The sequence below is a fragment of the Pseudomonas sp. ARP3 genome (assembly GCF_001029595.1).
GTDB lineage: Bacteria > Pseudomonadota > Gammaproteobacteria > Pseudomonadales > Pseudomonadaceae > Aquipseudomonas > Aquipseudomonas rhodesiae.
Genome location: NZ_LEKF01000031.1, coordinates 39,952 through 58,261, shown reverse-complemented (window position 1 = coordinate 58,261; position 18,310 = coordinate 39,952). Strand labels below are relative to the sequence as shown.

Annotated in this window: 16 protein-coding genes and 2 pseudogenes; 11 read left to right on the top strand and 7 right to left on the bottom strand. The window is 61.3% G+C overall.

Annotation, left to right across the window (positions count from 1 at the left end; all coding sequences use genetic code 11):
* Nucleotides 1-54: 54 nt before the first annotated feature.
* Nucleotides 55-399, bottom strand: a complete 345-nt coding sequence (locus ABX75_RS26050; RefSeq protein ID WP_003230905.1) for a cupin domain-containing protein — start codon at nucleotides 397-399, stop codon at nucleotides 55-57.
* A 356-nt stretch (nucleotides 400-755) separates the two neighbouring features.
* Between ABX75_RS26050 and kynB the strand changes: the two genes are divergently transcribed.
* Entirely contained in the window at nucleotides 756-1,406 is a 651-nt protein-coding gene (gene kynB, locus ABX75_RS26045; protein ID WP_034115079.1) for an arylformamidase, read from the top strand.
* The gene (kynA, locus tag ABX75_RS26040; protein ID WP_047882925.1) at nucleotides 1,403-2,260 is read left to right on the top strand and encodes a tryptophan 2,3-dioxygenase; all 858 of its coding nucleotides are present in this window, start codon (nucleotides 1,403-1,405) and stop codon (nucleotides 2,258-2,260) included. The genes kynB and kynA overlap by 4 nt, the downstream gene beginning before the upstream one ends.
* Nucleotides 2,261-2,299: 39 nt before the next feature.
* Here kynA and ABX75_RS26035 read toward each other — a convergent pair whose 3' ends face one another.
* Both ABX75_RS26035 and ABX75_RS26030 read right to left on the bottom strand, forming a co-directional pair.
* On the bottom strand, nucleotides 2,300-3,703 hold the full coding sequence (locus ABX75_RS26035) for an amino acid permease (RefSeq protein ID WP_034100579.1): 1,404 nt from the start codon (nucleotides 3,701-3,703) through the stop codon (nucleotides 2,300-2,302).
* A gap of 222 nt (nucleotides 3,704-3,925) precedes the next feature.
* Nucleotides 3,926-4,399 (bottom strand): Lrp/AsnC family transcriptional regulator, encoded by a 474-nt coding sequence (locus ABX75_RS26030; protein ID WP_034100577.1) that lies wholly within the window; start codon nucleotides 4,397-4,399, stop codon nucleotides 3,926-3,928.
* A 144-nt stretch (nucleotides 4,400-4,543) separates the two neighbouring features.
* Between ABX75_RS26030 and kynU the strand changes: the two genes are divergently transcribed.
* Nucleotides 4,544-5,794, top strand: a complete 1,251-nt coding sequence (kynU, locus tag ABX75_RS26025; protein WP_047882924.1) for a kynureninase — start codon at nucleotides 4,544-4,546, stop codon at nucleotides 5,792-5,794.
* 38 nt (nucleotides 5,795-5,832) lie between these two features.
* Here the strand turns inward: kynU and ABX75_RS26020 are convergent, their stop codons facing one another.
* A complete protein-coding gene (locus ABX75_RS26020) occupies nucleotides 5,833-6,753 on the bottom strand; it encodes a LysR family transcriptional regulator (protein ID WP_047882923.1) in 921 nt (306 codons plus the stop codon).
* Nucleotides 6,754-6,905: 152 nt separating this feature from the next.
* Here ABX75_RS26020 and ABX75_RS26015 point away from each other — a divergent pair, with 152 nt between their 5' ends.
* From ABX75_RS26015 to ABX75_RS26000, 4 genes are all read left to right on the top strand, one after another.
* On the top strand, nucleotides 6,906-7,670 hold the full coding sequence (locus tag ABX75_RS26015; RefSeq protein WP_047882922.1) for a sulfite exporter TauE/SafE family protein: 765 nt from the start codon (nucleotides 6,906-6,908) through the stop codon (nucleotides 7,668-7,670).
* 115 nt (nucleotides 7,671-7,785) lie between these two features.
* On the top strand, nucleotides 7,786-8,376 hold the full coding sequence (locus tag ABX75_RS26010) for an NAD(P)H-dependent oxidoreductase (protein ID WP_034100571.1): 591 nt from the start codon (nucleotides 7,786-7,788) through the stop codon (nucleotides 8,374-8,376).
* Between the two features lie 30 nt (nucleotides 8,377-8,406).
* A complete protein-coding gene (locus ABX75_RS26005) occupies nucleotides 8,407-9,303 on the top strand; it encodes a LysR family transcriptional regulator (RefSeq protein WP_034100570.1) in 897 nt (298 codons plus the stop codon).
* Nucleotides 9,304-9,431: 128 nt separating this feature from the next.
* Nucleotides 9,432-10,877: a SulP family inorganic anion transporter gene (locus tag ABX75_RS26000; protein ID WP_034115076.1), complete on the top strand. Its 1,446-nt coding sequence runs from the start codon at nucleotides 9,432-9,434 to the stop codon at nucleotides 10,875-10,877.
* A gap of 21 nt (nucleotides 10,878-10,898) precedes the next feature.
* On the opposite strand, the gene ABX75_RS25995 is transcribed toward ABX75_RS26000, so the two are convergent.
* Nucleotides 10,899-11,279, bottom strand: coding sequence for a lysozyme inhibitor LprI family protein (locus ABX75_RS25995; RefSeq protein WP_034115089.1), 381 nt, complete (start codon nucleotides 11,277-11,279; stop codon nucleotides 10,899-10,901).
* Nucleotides 11,280-11,527: 248 nt separating this feature from the next.
* On the opposite strand from ABX75_RS25995, the gene ABX75_RS25990 reads away from it, so the two are divergent.
* The 4 genes from ABX75_RS25990 to ABX75_RS25975 are packed head-to-tail and all read left to right on the top strand — an operon-like array spanning nucleotide 11,528 to nucleotide 15,613.
* On the top strand, nucleotides 11,528-12,877 hold the full coding sequence (locus ABX75_RS25990) for a gluconate:H+ symporter (RefSeq protein ID WP_236238723.1): 1,350 nt from the start codon (nucleotides 11,528-11,530) through the stop codon (nucleotides 12,875-12,877).
* A 12-nt stretch (nucleotides 12,878-12,889) separates the two neighbouring features.
* A complete protein-coding gene (locus ABX75_RS25985; protein WP_047882921.1) occupies nucleotides 12,890-13,750 on the top strand; it encodes a MurR/RpiR family transcriptional regulator in 861 nt (286 codons plus the stop codon).
* Between the two features lies 1 nt (nucleotide 13,751).
* Nucleotides 13,752-15,215 (top strand): amidohydrolase family protein, encoded by a 1,464-nt coding sequence (locus ABX75_RS25980; protein ID WP_047882920.1) that lies wholly within the window; start codon nucleotides 13,752-13,754, stop codon nucleotides 15,213-15,215.
* A gap of 29 nt (nucleotides 15,216-15,244) precedes the next feature.
* Nucleotides 15,245-15,613: a glyoxalase superfamily protein gene (locus tag ABX75_RS25975; RefSeq protein WP_034100565.1), complete on the top strand. Its 369-nt coding sequence runs from the start codon at nucleotides 15,245-15,247 to the stop codon at nucleotides 15,611-15,613.
* A 627-nt stretch (nucleotides 15,614-16,240) separates the two neighbouring features.
* Here ABX75_RS25975 and ABX75_RS30125 read toward each other — a convergent pair.
* Together ABX75_RS30125 and ABX75_RS30120 are read right to left on the bottom strand one after the other, a co-directional pair.
* Nucleotides 16,241-16,837: pseudogene (locus ABX75_RS30125) on the bottom strand (methyl-accepting chemotaxis protein); the annotation flags it as partial.
* A 258-nt stretch (nucleotides 16,838-17,095) separates the two neighbouring features.
* Nucleotides 17,096-18,160, bottom strand: a pseudogene (locus ABX75_RS30120) (methyl-accepting chemotaxis protein); the annotation flags it as partial.
* Nucleotides 18,161-18,310 lie beyond the last annotated feature (150 nt).

The following is an 18,310-nucleotide window of genomic DNA, read 5'->3' as shown; positions in this document are numbered from 1 at the left end:
GGACCAGCCCGCTCACCACCAACCTGCCCAATCCCCCCATAAGCGGGTGATTACTCAGGCGAACACAAAATACTTACGCACCGTCTCGACCACTTCCCACGTTCCCTTCATTCCTGGCTCCACCACAAAGATATCCCCAGCCCGCAAGTGAATCGGCTCCATCCCCTCAGGCGTGATCACGCAGTAGCCTTCCTGGAAGTGGCAGTACTCCCACTTCACGTATTCCACGTACCACTTGCCTGGGGTGCAGATCCAAGTGCCCATGATCTTGCTGCCGTCTTCGCTGGTGTAGGCGTTAAGGTTGACGGTGTGCGGGTCGCCTTCGAGCTTCTCCCATTTGCAGGCATCCAGGACCGGCAAGGGATGGGTGTCGCGCAGTACGGTAATGGGCTTGGACATGATGACTCCGAGGCAAGGAAACGAGAGTCGAACCCTATAGCGTCGCCAGCACCCTCAGTGGTCTGAACTCGACATCGGGATGTCCAGAAGCGCAGATGAATAGGGTGTTATTGGCACGGCGAGGTCAGTGTGGGAGGGGCTTGCCCCCGTTGGCGGCGTCACAACGGGCACCTGGATCAACTGGCTCGCTGAGTCGGGGGCAAGCCCCCTCCCACATTAGGCGACATATTCGAGCGTGAATACGCCTGTTTCTCGCAGTAAGTGCGAAAGAACTCCCTTCTTACGCCAGATTTTGCAAGAAAATTCACAGCAGGCCCTCGTATCATTCACCCCAGTAACGACCGAGAGCCTTGAGCATGAACCCAATAAAAACGTGGTGGGACATCAGCCCGCCCTTGAGCGCGGCCACGCCCACCTGGCCGGGCGATACGCCGTTTCAGGAAGAACGCGTATGGCAGTTCGGCCCGGAGTGTCCGGTGAATGTCGGGCGCGTGACCTTGTCGCCGCATACCGGCGCCCATGTGGATGCACCGCTGCACTACAGCGCCGACGGCGCGCCGATTGGCGAGGTGTCGCTGGATGTGTACATGGGCCCTTGCCGAGTGCTGCATTGCCTGGACAGTGGCGCGCTGGTGCAGCCTCATCAGCTCGACGGTCGTGTGGATAACTTGCCCGAGCGCGTATTGCTGCGTACTTATCCACAAGCGCCGCTGACCGAGTGGGATGAGAATTTCACCGCCATCGCCGCGCAAACCATCGAGCGGCTTGCCAGCCTGGGGGTGCGGCTGATCGGTATCGACACCCCGTCCCTGGACCCGCAACAGTCCAAGACCATGGACTCTCACAACGCCGTGGCCCGGCATGGCATGGCGATTCTCGAAGGCATCGTGCTCGACGACGTGCCGGAGGGCGACTACGAGCTGATCGCCTTGCCGCTGCGCTTTGCCCACCTCGACGCCAGCCCGGTCCGCGCAATCCTGCGCCCGCTCAAGGAGCCCACGCGATGAGCCAATGTCCCTTTTCTGCCGACTACCAAGCTCCGGAAGAATGGCATAACGCCGAGCTGAATTTTTCCGAGTCCATGAGCTACGGCGACTACCTGGACCTGGGCAACGTGCTCAGCGCCCAGCACCCGCTGTCGCCGGACCACAACGAAATGCTGTTTATCATCCAGCACCAGACCTCCGAGCTGTGGATGAAGCTGATGCTCCATGAACTCAAGGCCGCCCGCGAACACGTGCGCCTGGGCGAGTTGCCGCCGGCGTTCAAGATGCTGGCGCGGGTGTCGCGAATCTTCGACCAACTGGTGCATGCCTGGGCCGTGCTGGCGACCATGACACCTTCGGAATACAAGGCCATTCGCCCGTTCCTGGGGCAGTCGTCGGGGTTCCAGTCGTTTCAGTACCGTGAGATCGAATTTATTCTCGGCAACAAGAGCCCGGCGTTGTTGCGACCCCATGCCCATCGACCGGAATTGTTGCAGCAACTGCAAGTGGCGATTGCCGCGCCGTCGCTGTATGACGAGGCGATCAATTTGATGGTCAAGGCCGGTTTGGCGATTGACCCGCAACGCGCCGAACGCGACCCAACGGCCGCGACCGTACACGATGACTCGGTGGAGGCGGCATGGCGCGAGGTGTATCGCGATCCGAGCCGTTACTGGGACCTGTACCAGTTGGCCGAAAAGTTTATCGACCTGGAGGACTCGTTCCGCCAGTGGCGCTTCCGCCATGTGACCACGGTGGAGCGCATCATCGGCTTCCAACCGGGCACCGGCGGAACCGAAGGCGTGGGTTACCTGCGCAAGATGCTCGACACGGTGCTTTTCCCCGAGCTGTGGCGAGTGCGTTCCACGCTGTAAACAAATATGGGAGGGGGCAACCCCCCTCCCATATGGCTATCACTGCGCAGCGGCGACCGCTTTCGCCTTACTCATTCGCAACCGGTAGGCCACATAGATCACCCCCACCCACACCGGCATCGCAAACACCGACTCGCGAATCCCCGGAATGGCCAGCATCACGCTGACGATCATCAGCATGAACGCCAGGCACAGGTAGTTGCTGAACGGGAACCAGAAGGTCTTGAACGACGGCTCCACGCCTTGTTGGCCCATGGCCTTGCGGAACTTGATATGGGTAATGCTGATCAGCGCCCAGTTGATCATCAACGAGGCAACCACCAGGGCGAACAGCAACTCCAGCGCGCTCTGCGGCGCGACGTAGTTGACCACCACGCACAGCATCGTCACCAGCGCCGAGATCGCCAGGGCTCGCAGCGGCACGCCTTGCTTGTTGAGCTTCATCAGCGCTTTGGGCGCATCGCCTTGCTCGGCCAGGCCGAACAACATGCGGCTGTTGCAGTACACGCCGCTGTTGTACACCGACAGCGCCGCGGTCAGGACCACGAAGTTGAGGATGTGCGCAGCGGTGTCGTTACCGATCAGCGAGAAGATCTGCACGAACGGGCTGCCGCTGTAGGCGTCGCCCGACGCGCCGAGGGTTTGCAGCAATTGGTCCCATGGATACAGCGACAGCAGCACGGTCAGCGCACCCACGTAGAAAATCAAGATGCGGTACACCACCTGATTGATCGCCTTGGGGATCACCTTGCGCGGTTCGCTGGCCTCGGCGGCGGTGATGCCCACCAGCTCCAGGCCACCGAAGGAGAACATGATGAACGCCATGGACATCAACAGCCCCATGCCGCCATTGGGGAAGAACCCGCCGTGGCTCCACAGATTGTCGATGGAGGCCTGGGGGCCGCCGCTGCCGCTGAACAGCAAGTAGCAGCCGAGCACGATCATGCCGACAATCGCCACCACCTTGATGATCGCGAACCAGAACTCGGCCTCACCGAAGAACTTCACGTTCAGCGTATTGATCAAGTTCACCGCGACGAAGAACACCAACGCACTGACCCAGGTCGGAATCTCCGGCCACCAGAACTGGATGTATTTGCCCACCGCCGTCAGTTCGGCCATGCCCACCAGCACATACAGCACCCAGTAGTTCCAGCCCGCCAGGAAACCCGCGTAACCGCCCCAGTATTTGTGCGCGAAGTGGCTGAAAGAACCGGCCACCGGCTCTTCGACGATCATTTCGCCGAGCTGGCGCATGATCAGGAAGGCGATGAAACCGGCGATCGCGTAGCCGAGGATCATCGACGGCCCGGCAGACTTGAGCACCCCGGCCGAGCCGAGGAACAACCCCGTACCGATGGCGCCGCCCAAAGCGATCAGCTGAATATGCCGGTTCTTCAAGCCACGCTTGAGGCCCACCGGGTTAACCATGTCATCCGCCATTAACGTTCCCTTCTACTTGTTTTTCTTAAGGGGGAGTGCAGGCCGCATCAGCCCCTCAGAAGTGCTGGGGTCAGATATTACTCTGCGTGAACTGTTCGTAATACAGCTGAACGCCATCAAGTGCCTGATCCAACAGCCATTGTTGGGCGGATTCCACCATTGTTGAGGTCGCCGTGCTTGCCGGGTCAACTCCCTCTCACATTTGAATGGGGGCGTGGCTGACTATTTACGCACGACCAGATCCAACACCTCATCCCTATCCTTGATTTTCTGCAGCACGATCTCCGAGCGAATATCCGTCACCCCCGCCGTGCGGTTCAGGTGGTTCACGATAAAGTCCGAAAAATGCTTGAGGTTACGCGCCTGTACCCGCAGCACATAGTTGCTGGCGCCGGTGATCACATAGGCGCTGGCCACTTCCGGCCAGCCTTGCACTTTCTTGATGAACGTCTCGTGCCAATCCTCCACGTCCTGGCGCAAAGACAGGTGAACGATGGCCTCCAATTCGATCCCCAGTTGCTCGGCATTCAGCACCGCCCGGTAGCCGCTGATCACGCCTTCGCTCTCCAGCAGGCGTAAGCGGCGCAGGCAGGCTGAGGGCGACAGGGCGACTTTTTCCGCCAGTTCCTGGTTGCTGATACGGCCATCCTGTTGCAGGAAATGCAGGAGGCGCAAGTCGGTGGGGTCGAGAATCATGCTTAGAATAATTCCGCGTATTTAGAGGTTTAATTCGAATTTCCTACAGCTTAATTAGCTTGTTGCCCACCACTTTGCACGAAAATTCTCTAAAGCTTCGTTAATAATTTGGCTCATCTTCTCTTATAAAAACCAGGATCGCCCATGCCCCTTCGAAGCCATTGCCAAACCCTTGATGCCCAGGACCCATTGGCGCCTTTGCGTGAGCAGTTCGCTCTGCCCCACGGCATGATCTATCTGGATGGCAACTCCCTGGGCGCCCGCCCCGTGGCATCGCTGGCACGGGCGCAACAGGTGATTGCCCAGGAGTGGGGCGACGGTTTGATCCGCAGTTGGAACAGCGCGGGCTGGGCGGACCTGTCCCTGCGCCTGGGCGACCGGTTGGCCCCGCTGATCGGCGCACGCGATGGCGAAGTGGCGATCACCGATACCACCTCGATCAACCTGTTCAAAGTGCTCAGTGCCGCGTTGAGTGTGCAGCGCCAGCGGACGCCGGCGCGCAAGGTGATCGTCAGCGAGGCCGGCAACTTTCCCACCGACCTGTACATCGCCGAAGGCCTGGCCGAGTTGCTGCAACAGGGTTATTCGCTGCGCTTGGTGAACAGCCCCGACGAGCTGACCCAGGCCATCGACGCCGACGTGGCCGTGGTAATGCTCACCCACGTCAACTACAAGACCGGCTACCTATACGACATGCAGGGCGTGACCACCCTGAGCCACGAGTGCGGTGCGCTGACGATCTGGGACCTGGCGCACTCGGCGGGCGCGGTGCCGGTGGACCTGCATCGGGCCGGCGCCGATTACGCGATTGGCTGCACCTACAAATACCTCAACGGTGGCCCCGGTTCCCAGGCGTTCGTGTGGGTCAACCCGGCGCTGGTGGACCTGGTGCGCCAGCCGTTGTCGGGCTGGTTCGGGCATACGCGGCAGTTCGCTATGGAGTCCAGCTATGCGCCGAGCGCTGGCATCGCTCGTTACCTGTGCGGCACCCAGCCGATCACGTCGCTGGCGATGGTGGAATGCGGTCTGGAGATTTTTGAACAGACCGACATGGCCAGCCTGCGCCGCAAATCCCTGGCGTTGACCGATCTGTTTATCGACTTGGTGGAGGCTCGCTGCGCGGCCCATCACCTCGTGCTGATTACCCCGCGTGAACACGCCCGGCGTGGCAGCCATGTGAGCTTCGAGCATCCTGAAGGCTACGCGGTGATCCAGGCCCTGATCGCCCGAGGCGTGATCGGCGATTACCGCGAACCGCGCATCATGCGTTTTGGGTTTACCCCGTTGTACACAACCTTCACCGAAGTCTTCGATGCCGTGGAAATCCTCGGTGAGATTCTCGATAACCGCACCTGGGACCAGCCGCAATTCAAGGTCCGCCACAGTGTCACCTGAAATGTGACGGGGGGCCGATAGGTCGGTTAGCCCATCTGTCACTGACGTACCGTCTTCGGGGGCAAGCCCCCTCCCACAGGGGATCTGGCCAGCGCATCGAACAAGGCCTTGGCGTAACCCGGCAGTTGTTCGAACGAGCGCGCGCATAACAGCAGTCGCCGACAGGCCCAGTCCTCGCGCAGGGGCTGGGCTTTAAAGTGATGCTCCCCCGGCCAGCGGTCCAACGCGGCCTGGGGCACGATCCCCAGGCCGGCGCCGCGGGCGACCATGCGCATCACCCCGTCAAAGCTCTCGGCGCGGATGCGCGCGTGCAGGCGGAAGCCGGCGTGCAGCGCCTGTTCTTCCAGGTACACCGCCAGCGCACTGTGGGCGGCCAGGCCGACGAAATCGTGTTGCAGGCTGTCGACAAAACTGACCGGGCCTGCCGCCAACGTATGCTCCGTCGGCATGATCAGCACCAGTGGGTCGTCGCGAAAGGGCAGGGTCTGCAAGCCGTGGGTGTCGACGGCGTCGGAGATAATCCCCAAATCGGCCGTGCCCTGGCGTAACGCCTGGGTGATGCGCAGGCTGGGCAGCTCCTGCACGTCGATATCCAGGTTGGGATGTTCGCGCAGTACATCCGCCAGCAGTTCAGGCAGGTGTTCACTCAGTGCGGTGGTATTGCAGAGCAAGCGCACCTGGCCCTTGACGCCGTTGGCGTAGGCGGCCAGGTCCTGTCGCAAGTGATCGGCCTGTTGCAATAACAGCCGCGCGTGGCGAGCCAGGGCTTTGCCGGCGGGCGTTGGGCTGACGCCGCGGCGACCGCGTTGCAGCAGCTCGATGCCCAGCGACGCTTCCATGGCCCGGATGCGCGCGCTGGCGGCGGCCAGGGATAAATGGCTGCGGGATGCGCCAGCGGTGATATTGCCGGCGTCCAGGGTGTGCAGGTAGAGACGCAGGTCGATCAGGTCAAAGTGCATGACTGGTTTCTCGGGTGGCTCAGCGGGCCTAATCGGGGGCAAGCCCCCTCCCACATTGGAGTTTCGAGGGGCGCTAAGCCTCAAGCTAAACAAGAGGCTGGCTCAGTATATGGCGAATTTTCGAGCCCATCGGAAAACGTCACTATTGACCAATGACGACTTTCCTTACGTTTTACCAAAATATCGGCCTGGCCTTGTCTTTGCTGGTGATCGGCACCTTTATGCTGGCGGGCACCGTCAAAGGGGTGATCGGCCTGGGCTTGCCCACCGTGGCTATGGGCCTGCTCGGCCTGGCTATGTTACCGGCGCAGGCTGCGGCGTTGCTGATCATTCCTTCAACCGTTACCAACCTCTGGCAATTGGCGTTCGGCGGCCATCTGAGTGCGCTGTTCAAGCGCTTGTGGCCGATGCTGCTGCTGATTTTTCTCGGCACCGGGCTCGGTACTGCGTGGCTGGGCATGGACGGCGGCGGCTGGATGGTGCACGCCTTGGGCGCAGCGTTGCTGATGTATGCATTGAGCGGGTTGTTCTTGCCCACATTCAACGTCGGCTCGGCGACGGAACGCTGGCTGGGCCCGTTATGCGGATTGCTCACCGGCATCGTTACCGCCGCCACCGGAGTGTTTGTGATCCCCGCCGTGCCGTATCTGCAGGCGCTGGGGTTACAGCGCGATCAACTGGTGCAGGCGTTGGGGCTGTCGTTCAGCGTGTCTACCCTGGCTTTGGCTGCCGGGCTGGCCTGGCGCGGCGGGCTGGGCGGCGCCGAACTGAATGCCTCGCTGCTGGCGCTGGTGCCGGCGTTGTTGGGCATGTGGCTGGGTCAGTGGGTACGCCAGCGCATCAGTGCCGTGGTGTTCAAACGGGTATTTTTTGTTGGTATGGCTTTGTTGGGCGGGCATCTGCTGATCAGCGGTTAACAATGGCTGCGTATTCGTGCCTTTAGGTCAAATGTATTTTGCCGGTTTGTGGCTTATTCAAGGGGAGCCAGATGGATAGTCTGCGTCCAGACCTTTCAACCTTCTGGAATCTCCCATGAAAAAAGTCCTATTGCTCAACGGCGGTAAACAATTCGCCCACTCCGATGGCCGCTACAACGCCACCCTGCATGACACCGCAGCGGCGGTGCTGGACCGTGCCGGTATCGACGTCAAGGTCACCCATATCGACGCCGGCTATGACGTGGCCGAAGAGGTCGCCAAGTTCCTATGGGCCGACGTGATCATCTATCAGATGCCCGGTTGGTGGATGGGCGCGCCTTGGATCGTCAAGAAGTACATCGACGAAGTCTTCACCGAAGGCCACGGCAGCCTGTATGCCAGCGACGGTCGCACCCGTTCCGATGCGTCGCAGAAATACGGCAGCGGCGGCCTGATCCAGGGCAAGCAGTACATGTTGTCGTTGACCTGGAACGCACCGCAGCAAGCGTTCGACGACCCCAGTGACTTCTTTGAAGCCAAGGGTGTGGACGCGGTGTATTTCCCTTTCCACAAGGCCAATCAGTTCCTCGGCATGACCGGCCTGCCGACGTTCCTCTGCGTGGACGTGATGAAACGTCCGGCCATCGAGGCGGATGTGGCGCGCTATGAGCAGCATCTGGCGCAGGTGTTCAACCTCTCGGTGTAAGCTGCCCCTCAAGATGAGAGAGGAGCGCCCGTGAAAGCCCGGTCCGATGAACTACAGATCTTTGTCAGCGTGATCGAGTGCGGTTCGATTTCCGCGGCGGCGGAGCAGGCCGGGCAGACGCCGTCGGCGGTCAGCCGTACCTTGTCGCGCCTGGAAGCCAAGCTCGACACCACGCTGATCAACCGCACCACGCGACGCATGGACCTGACCGAAGAGGGCAAATACTTCTTCGAGCAGGCCAAGGTGATCCTGGCGCAGATGGATGAGCTGGAAGAACGCTTGTCCTCGCGCCAGCAAACTCCGGCCGGGCGCTTGCGCATCAACGCGGCGGTGCCGTTCATGCTGCACGGGATCATTCCGTACATCGCCGAATTCCGCCGCCTGTACCCGCAGATCCAGCTGGAGCTCAACAGCGATGACCTGATCATCGACCTGCTGGAACAGAGCACCGACATTGCGATTCGCATCGGTGCATTGGCCGATTCGAGCCTGCATGCGCGTTCCTTGGGCTGCACGCCGTTGCATATCCTCGCCAGCCCCGACTATTTGGAACGCCACGGCACCCCGCGCACGGTCGCTGAACTGGCGAGCCACACCTTGCTGGGCTTCACCCAGACCGAAACCCTCAACCACTGGCCGTTGCGCCACGCGGCAGGCGACCGCTGGTTGATTCAGCCGAGCATCGCCGCCTCCAGTGGCGAGACCCTGCGTCACCTGGCATTGGAGGGGCAAGGCATAGCGTGCCTGTCGAACTTCATGACCTTCGACGATATCGACGCCGGGCGCCTGGTGCCGCTGCTGGAAACGTTCTACAGCGGCTACCGCCAACCGATCCACGCGGTGTTCTATCGCAACTCCCAGTTGGCGTTGCGCATCCAGTGCTTCCTGGACTTTATCCAGGCCAAGCTGGCGCGGTATGCCTGCTGATTCGACTCCCACAGTGATGTGGGAGGGGGCTTGCCCCCGATGAGCCCCACTCGGCCTTCAAGACTAGCCCCACCCCGCTCAATTCCGTACCATTCCCGGCCTTATTCCCCGCAATACCTTGGTACTTCATGAACCTCACCCGTCTGCGCGCCGATACCCTGGCCGGCCTCACCACGTCCTTTGCGTTGCTGCCCGAGTGCATCGCCTTCGCTCTGGTCGCTCACCTCAACCCGCTGATGGGCCTGTACGGCGCTTTTATCATCTGCACCCTCACGGCGCTGTTCGGCGGGCGGCCGGGGATGGTGTCGGGGGCGGCCGGTTCGATGGCCGTGGTGATCGTCGCGCTGGTGGTGCAGCACGGCGTGGAATATTTGCTCGCCACCGTGCTGCTGGGCGGGCTGATCATGGTTGCCTTCGGCCTGTTGCGCCTGGGCAAACTGGTGCGCATGGTGCCGCACCCGGTGATGCTGGGGTTCGTCAACGGCCTGGCGATCATCATTGCCTTGGCGCAGTTGGAACACTTCAAGAACGGTGAAGCCTGGCTCAGCGGTACGCCGTTGTATGTGATGACCGGCCTGGTGCTGGTGACCATGGCGATTGTCTATATGTTGCCGCGCATCACCCGCGCAGTTCCACCTGCGCTGGTGGCGATCCTCGGCGTGGGCCTGGCGGTGTACCTGCTGGGTTTGCCGACGCGCACCCTGGGCGACATGGCCCACATCGCCGGCGGCTTGCCGAGCTTTGCGCTGCCGCAGGTTCCCTGGACCCTGGAAACCCTGGGCATCATCGCGCCCTACGCGTTCCTGATGGCCATGGTCGGTCTGCTGGAAACCCTGCTGACCCTCAACCTCACCGACGAAATCACCGAAACCCGTGGCTACCCCGACCGCGAAAGCGTGGCCCTGGGCGCGGCGAATATGGTCTCGGGTCTGTTCGGCGGCATGGGCGGTTGCGCGATGATCGGGCAAACCGTGATCAACCTCAGCTCCGGCGGGCGCGGGCGTTTTTCCGGGGTGTTTGCCGGGGTGATGATTCTGTTGTTCATTCTGTTTCTGTCACCGCTGATCGAGCGGATCCCGTTGGCGGCGCTGGTGGGGGTGATGTTCGTGGTGTCGCAGCAGACCTTCGCCTGGGCGTCGCTGCGGGTAATCAATAAAGTGCCGCTCAACGATGTACTGGTGATTATCGCGGTGACGGTGATCACCGTGTTCACCGACCTGGCCACCGCCGTACTGTGCGGGATCGTGATTGCGGCGCTGAATTTCGCCTGGCAACAGGCCCGCGAGTTGTATGCCGATGAACACCTGGAAGCCGACGGCAGCAAGCTCTATCGCCTGCACGGCACCTTGTTCTTCGCCTCGACCACGCCGTTTCTGAACCAATTCGACCCGGCCAACGACCCGGCCCAAGTGACGCTGGATTGTCGCCACCTGAGCTTCGTCGATTATTCCGCGATTGCCGCGTTGATGACCTTGCGCGAGCGCTACAGCAAGGCCGGCAAGCACCTGCGGGTGCTGCATTTGTCCGAGCGCTGCAAGAAACTGCTCAAGCGCGCGCGGGTGCATCATGACTGACCTTCGACTCTGATCGAGGGGTTATGGCCCGACCAGGTCTTCGAGTTCCTGGGCGCGGGTCTGGGTCATGTCCAGCACGCAGCCGGAGCCGTTGACCCGATCGATGGAACCACCGGTTGCCGAACCGGCGAAGGCGCAATTAGCGTCGCGATACTTTATCCATAGGCGCTGCACGTCCTGCAGTTGCTGTTTACGCGGGCCTTCCTGAGCGGCGAGGGCGGTTTTGTAGGCGCGGTTCAGGCGCTCGTCCTGAACCTTGGCAGCTTTGGTGTTGCAGGTGACCATGTCGAACGTGGTGGTGGCGCTGTCCATGCATTTTTCCAGCGCCGCGTTATCGGCAGCCGATGCGTGGCCGCACAAAGCCAGAAGCACGGCGCCGGTGGCGAAAGAGCTACGAATCATCATCGATTTTCCTGGGCATGAGTGGATGCGCATTCTAAGACCCAGCGGCGCGGTTTGAGTTTCCGGCAGCGTCCGATCCTCATGTAAGAACACCCCCCTGATTTTCATCCGATGGCGCCGGGCATGCCCGATGGCGACAGCGCTTATCCGTGGGCGAAAGTTACTTTCATGCAGTTTGAAAATGCCGTGCGGAAATGATTTATGACTTTCACAACCAATTCGACGTGACCCTTTCCGAGGAGTACCGCATGGCCGCATCACCGGGCTTCGGGCTGTTGGCATACGCTGCCATCGCCATCATTGCTTTGATCGTGCTGATTGCACGTTACCGACTCAACCCGTTCATCGTTATCACTCTGGTGTCCATCGGCCTAGCGCTGATGGCCGGGATGCCGGCGGATACCATCATGGGGTCCTATGAAGCGGGCGTCGGCAAAACCCTGGGGCACATCGCCCTAGTGGTGGCACTGGGCACCATGCTTGGCAAGATGATGGCCGAGTCCGGCGGCGCCGAGCAGGTGGCGCGCACGTTGATCCATCGTTTCGGCGAGCGCAACGCGCATTGGGCCATGGTGTGTATCGCGTTCCTGGTGGGGCTGCCGCTGTTTTTCGAGGTGGGCTTTGTGTTGTTGGTGCCCATCGCCTTTACCGTGGCGCGGCGCGTGGGGGTGTCGATCCTCATGGTCGGTTTGCCGATGGTGGCCGGGTTGTCGGTGGTGCACGCGCTGGTGCCGCCGCACCCGGCGGCGATGATGGCGGTGCTGGCGTACAACGCGTCGGTGGGGCAGACCGTGCTGTATGCGATTCTGATCGGCATTCCGACGGCGATCATTGCCGGTCCCGTCTACGCCAAGTACATCGTCCCGCGTATCCACCTGCCAGCGGAAAACCCGTTGGAGCGCCAGTTTATCGAGCGCGAACCGCGTAGCCGTCTCCCGAGTTTTACCCTGACCATGGCCACCATCCTATTGCCGGTGGTACTGATGATGATCGGCGGTTGGGCCAACGTGATTTCCACGCCGGGCACGGGGTTCAACCAGTTCCTGTTGTTTATCGGTAACTCGGTGATCGCGCTGCTGGTGGCGACCCTGGTGAGTTTCTGGACCCTGGGCCTGGCTCAAGGCTTCAATCGCGAGTCGATCCTCAAATTCACCAACGAATGCCTGGCGCCGACCGCCAGCATTACGCTGCTGGTGGGTGCGGGTGGCGGTTTGAATCGCATCCTGGTGGATGCCGGCGTGACCAACGAGATTCTTGGCCTGGCCCATGCCTTCCACCTGTCGCCGTTGGTGATGGGCTGGTTGTTCGCCGCATTGATGCGCATCGCCACTGGCTCGGCGACGGTGGCCATGACCACTGCCTCCGGTGTAGTGGCGCCGGTGGCCCTGGGCCTGGGTTATCCACACCCGGAATTATTGGTGCTGGCCACCGGCGCCGGTTCGGTGATCTTTTCCCACGTCAATGACGGCGGCTTCTGGCTGATCAAGGAATACTTCAATATGACGGTGATCCAGACCTTCAAGACCTGGACCGTGCTGGAGACCCTGATTTCGGTGGTTGCCTTCGGTCTGACCTATGGTCTGTCCTGCCTGCTGTAATTCGGAGACGCCATGGACATCCTCTACCAGATCCGCGCCCGCCAGGCGTCCTTCAGCGCCGGCGAAGGGCGCATCGCCCGGCTGATGCTGGAAGACGTGGGGTTTGCTGCGTCGGCCAGCCTGGAAGCGTTGTCCCAACGGGCGGAGGTCAGCACCGCCACCTTGTCGCGCTTTGCCCGCAGTGTGGGGTGTCGCGACCTGCGCGATTTGCGCCTGCAATTGGCCCAGGCCAGCGGCGTCGGCAGTCGCTTCCTGGACCCGGCGGGCACGCCGGAGCAATCGGCGTTTCACCGGCAGATCCTGGGGGATATCGAAACCACTCTGCGTCAGCACCTGTCGGGCTTCGATCAGGCAGGTTTCGCTGATGCCGTCAGCCTGTTGAGCCGGGCGCGCATGGTGCACGCGTTTGGCATGGGCGGGCCGTCGAGCCTGTGCAGCGACGAGTTGCAAGTACGCCTGGTGCGCCTGGGTTTTCCGATTGCGGCCTGTCATGACCCGGTGATGATGCGCGTCACCGCCGCCACGCTGGGCCCGCAGCACGTATTGATCGTCTGCTCGCTGACCGGCCTGACGCCCGAGTTGCTCGATGTGGTGGAACTGGCCCGCAACTACGACGCACGCGTTATCGCCATCACCCTCGCCGACTCTCCTTTGGCGCGCATGGCCGACGTCGTACTGCCGCTGCAACCGGCCGAAACCAGTTTTATCTACAAACCCACGGCGGCGCGCTACGGCATGCTGTTGGCCATTGACCTGCTCGCCACCGAGCTGGCGCTGGCCATGCCGGACGATAACCAGGAGCGCTTGCGCCGCATCAAGCTGGCCCTGGACGACTACCGCGGCGGCCCCGATGCCTTACCGCTTGGAGATTGAAATGAAGTACGACACGTTGATACGCCAGGCGCTGATTATCGATGGCAGCAACACCCCGGGATATGTCGCCGATGTAGGGCTGTTGGCCGGGCGTATCGAGACGATCGGTGACCTGTCGGCTGCCGTGGCCGAGCATCACATCGAGGCTGCCGGCCGCGTGCTGGCACCAGGGTTTATCGACGTGCACACCCATGACGACACTGTGGTGATCCGCCAACCGCAGATGCTGCCCAAACTCAGCCAGGGCGTGACCACGGTGATCGTCGGTAATTGTGGCATCAGCGCCGCGCCGGTCAGCCTGCGCGGCGATCCGCCGGACCCGATGAATCTGCTGGGTCGGCGCGACGCCTTTGCCTACCCGCGCTTTGCCGACTATCGCCAGGCGGTGGAAAACGCCCACCCGGCGGTTAACGTCGCGGCGCTGATCGGCCACACGGCGCTGCGCAGCAACCATTTGGATGACCTGTACCGCACGGCCAGCCCGGCGGAAATCGCGGCCATGCGCGCGCAGTTGAAGGAAAGCCTTGAGGCGGGCGCTCTGGGTTTGTCCACCGGTCTGGCCTACGCCAGCGCGTTCAACGCCGAGACCGATGAGGTGCTGCAATTGAGCGAAGAACTCACCGCCTTCGGCGCGGTGTACACCACTCATTTGCGCAGCGAATTCGAACCGGTGCTGGAGGCCATGGACGAGGCGTTCCTGATCGGTCGGCATGCCCAGGCGCCGGTGATCATTTCCCACCTCAAATGTGCCGGCGCGGGTAACTGGGGGCGTAGTCCGCAGTTGCTGGCGTCCTTGGAACACGCCGCGAAAACCCATCCGGTGGGCTGCGATTGCTACCCCTACGCCGCCAGTTCCTCGACCCTGGACCTCAAGCAAGTCACCGATGCTTTCCCCATCACCATCACCTGGTCGACGCCGCACCCGTCCATGGGCGGGCGCGACTTGCAGGACATTGCCGCCGAGTGGGGCGTTTCGCTGCTCGACGCAGCACGTCGCCTGCAACCGGCGGGGGCGGTGTACTACGGCATGGACGAGACAGATGTGCGGCGCATCCTCGCGCATCCGTTGTCGATGGTGGGCTCTGACGGTTTGCCGGAAGACCCGTTCCCCCATCCGCGCCTGTGGGGTGCGTTCCCACGAGTGCTCGGGCACTTCAGCCGGGATGTGGGGCTGTTCCCACTGCATACGGCGGTTCACAAAATGACGGGCTTGTCGGCGGCGCGGTTTGGTTTGTCGGAGCGCGGGCAAATTCGTGAAGGGCACTGGGCAGATCTGGTGTTGTTCGATCCTCTGCGAGTGCGCGACATGGCGGATTTCAAAGCGCCGCAGCGGGCGGCAGAAGGCATCGAAGGCGTGTGGGTCAATGGCGTTTTGAGCTACCACGATGGGCAGGCCAACGGTCAACGGCCGGGTCGCTTCCTGGCGCGCAGCGGGGATTTGCGCGGTGGCTTTTCGTCTTTATAGTGGGCGCCTTCATACACGGAGCGAGCGCCATGCACTTAGGAAAAGTCACCCCCATCCTGCGGATTTTCGACGAGGCCAAGGCCTTGGAATTCTACGTCGACTTCCTGGGTTTCAAGGTGGATTGGCAGCACCGTTTCGAGGCCAATTATCCGTTGTACCTGCAAGTGTCACTGGGCGAGTGTGTGCTGCATTTGTCCGAGCACCATGGCGATGCCTCGCCTGGCGCCGCTGTGCGTATCCAGGCACAAGGCGTGGACGGTTATCAGCAGCAATTGTTGGCCAAGGATTATCGCTACGCTAAGCCGCAGGTCGAGGAAACGCCATGGGGCTCGCGGGAGATGAGCATCAAGGACCCGTTCGGCAATCGGCTGGTGTTTGTGGAGGAGAGCGAGGGCTGAGCGGTAAATCGCAGGCAATAAAAAACCGTCTTGGTTAAGACGGTTTTTTTGCAATCCCAGTTAGTGGCTGGGATTACTAGCTCACTGAAAGCGCTGACCCACTTTGCGGATATTAATGCCGACTATCTTTTCGTGCAAGGCTCGATCATGCTCGGCCTTCTTTGTTGATCTACAAAAAATGGCGGCAAAACTTTGCAATGAATCGGTTGGTTTTTGCTGCCGATTTTTCGTCACCTGTCACACCTTCGGTCAGGATGTTAGTTAGTATCACCCCCGTTCCAAATATGTCGTTTTGTAGGTGGCTGGGTATGCGCGCGGAATTATGGACCGAACGCCACGGGCTAGTAATCCGTGCCGGATTCATGCGGGAGGAACCAAAGCCCGGCCGCCTCACTGGAAGCGCTGACCCGCATCCGAAGGCCCACATGTTCCGGTAAGTGCGCTGGAGGTAAGGCCCAACTCACGGAGGGCCGAGTATGTCTAAGTTTGCACGACGTATGTGGAACCTCGTAGTGAACTGCCTGCGTGCTTATCACGTATGGAAGTTCCTGCGAGACAGCTTCGATGACCGCTAAGGTCTGAAAAGCGGAGCCGCCTCGGTGTATGCCGAGGCGGCTTTTTGGTTTCTTATACCCGGAAGTGACTCACCATCTGCTGCAACTGGCTGCCCAGTCGGGCCAGTTCCACGCTGGATTTGGCGGTCTCCTCACTGGCGGTGGCGGTCTGCTCCGATACATCACGTACGTTGACGATGCTGCGGCTGATCTCTTCGGCCACGGCGCTCTGTTCTTCGGCGGCAGCCGCGATCTGCTGATTCATCGATTGAATGTTGGACACCGTCCGCGTGATGTTCTCCAGCGACACCCCGGCTTTGCGGGTCAGTTCCACGCTGCTGTCGGTGAGGCTGCGGCTGTTGTTCATCACCGTGGCCACTTGCTGGGTGCCGTTCTGTAAACCGGCCACCAGACCTTCGATTTCTTCAGTGGATTTCTGTGTGCGCTGGGCCAGGCCACGTACTTCGTCCGCGACCACGGCAAACCCGCGACCGGCTTCACCGGCACGCGCTGCTTCGATGGCGGCGTTGAGAGCCAGCAGGTTGGTCTGTTCGGCCACGGCCTTGATCACGTCCATGACGCTGCCGATCTTGTTGCTCTCTTGCTGCAGGTGCGTCATGGCGTCGGTGGAGCGTGCCACTTCGGCGGCCAGTCGCTCGATCTGGGCGATCGCCTCGGCCACCACCTTGTCGCCTTCACGGGCCTGGCCATCGGCATCGGACGCTGCTTGGGAGGCCTGCTCGGCGTTGCGCGCCACTTCCTGCACGGTGGCGGTCATTTCGTGCATCGCGGTGGCGACCTGGTCGGTCTCGATTTTCTGGCTGTTCACGCCGGCGCTGGTTTGCTCGGTCACGGCCGACAACTCTTCGGCGGCGCTGGCGATTTGCGTGACGCCGTCACGAATCCCGCTGATCAGTTCACGCAAGGTCGTGCCCATGCGCTGGATGCCTTGTTGCAGCACGCCCAGTTCGTCGCGACGGGTGACCTGGATGTTATGGCTCAAATCACCGGAGGCAATACGTTCCACTACGGCCAGGGTGTCCTGGATCGGGCGGGTGATCTGGCGGGTAATCACCAGCGCGGCGATGATGCCAACCAGCAGTGCCAGCAAGGTGCTGATCAATTGCAGGCTGCGGGCCTGGGCGCTTTCGGCGTCGCGGCGCTCAAGCTGAATATCGTAGAGCTTGTCGCTGATGGTGACGATATCGGCACCCTGGGTGGTCATCTCGGCCCGGGCGGCGACGATGTTGGCGTTGGCGGCCTTGTAGTTCTGCACGGCACTGCGATAGGCGCTCAGTGCGGTTTCCAGCGCGGTCAATGCGCTTTGCTGGCTGCTGCCGAACACCGCGCTCAAGCCTTTCAAGCCGTTGATGGCTTTCTCGATTTGCGCCGCAGCGCGGGCTTCGGTGTCGGGGTTGACGTTATTGGTGTAGCCGCGCACTTCGTAGCGCGCCAGCTGAAATTCTTGCTTGGCATTGGTCAGCGCCTGGAACTGCGTGAAGCGTTCCGGGCTGTCCGGCATCTGCTGCACATTGGTGTCCAGTGCTTCGATCTGAGCGTTGGCAATGTCGGCCTTGTCGCCCATGACCTGGCGTGAAGCGTTGCCGTTGCGGTAAGCCTCGCGCATTTTGTTCAGGGACTGCTGATAGGCGGTGATCACGGCCTTCTGGTCGGTCAGCAGCTTGACGTTTTCCGGGCTCTTGAAGCTGTCCAGCAGCTTCTGTTGTTGCGCGGCGAACGCATCCAGGCTGGTCTGCACATTCTGCGCAACGGCTTCGTCGCCGTTGGCCAGCATGTACTGCAAACGCACGATGCGCAGTTTGGTCAGCGACGAGTTGAGCTGAGTGATATCGCTCATCCAGTTACTGCGGTCGATCAGGCTGCCGAGGCTGGTCCAGCCGGTGAGGGCCAGGATCGAGGTGAGAACCAGCACCAGGCCGAAGCCCAGGCCGAGTTTGAGGTTGACGCTGATGTTACCGAACCAGCTGTTCATCGAATGCTCCGCAAAAGTGATTTGTCTGCTGGACGGTGTTGTTGTTTGAGCCAGCCAAGTTGAGAAGGAATGTATCGGCGGCAAAAGACGATTCTGTAGTGCTTTTATTGCGCGGGACGACGAAGGGTCACCATCGCCAGGCAGCGATGG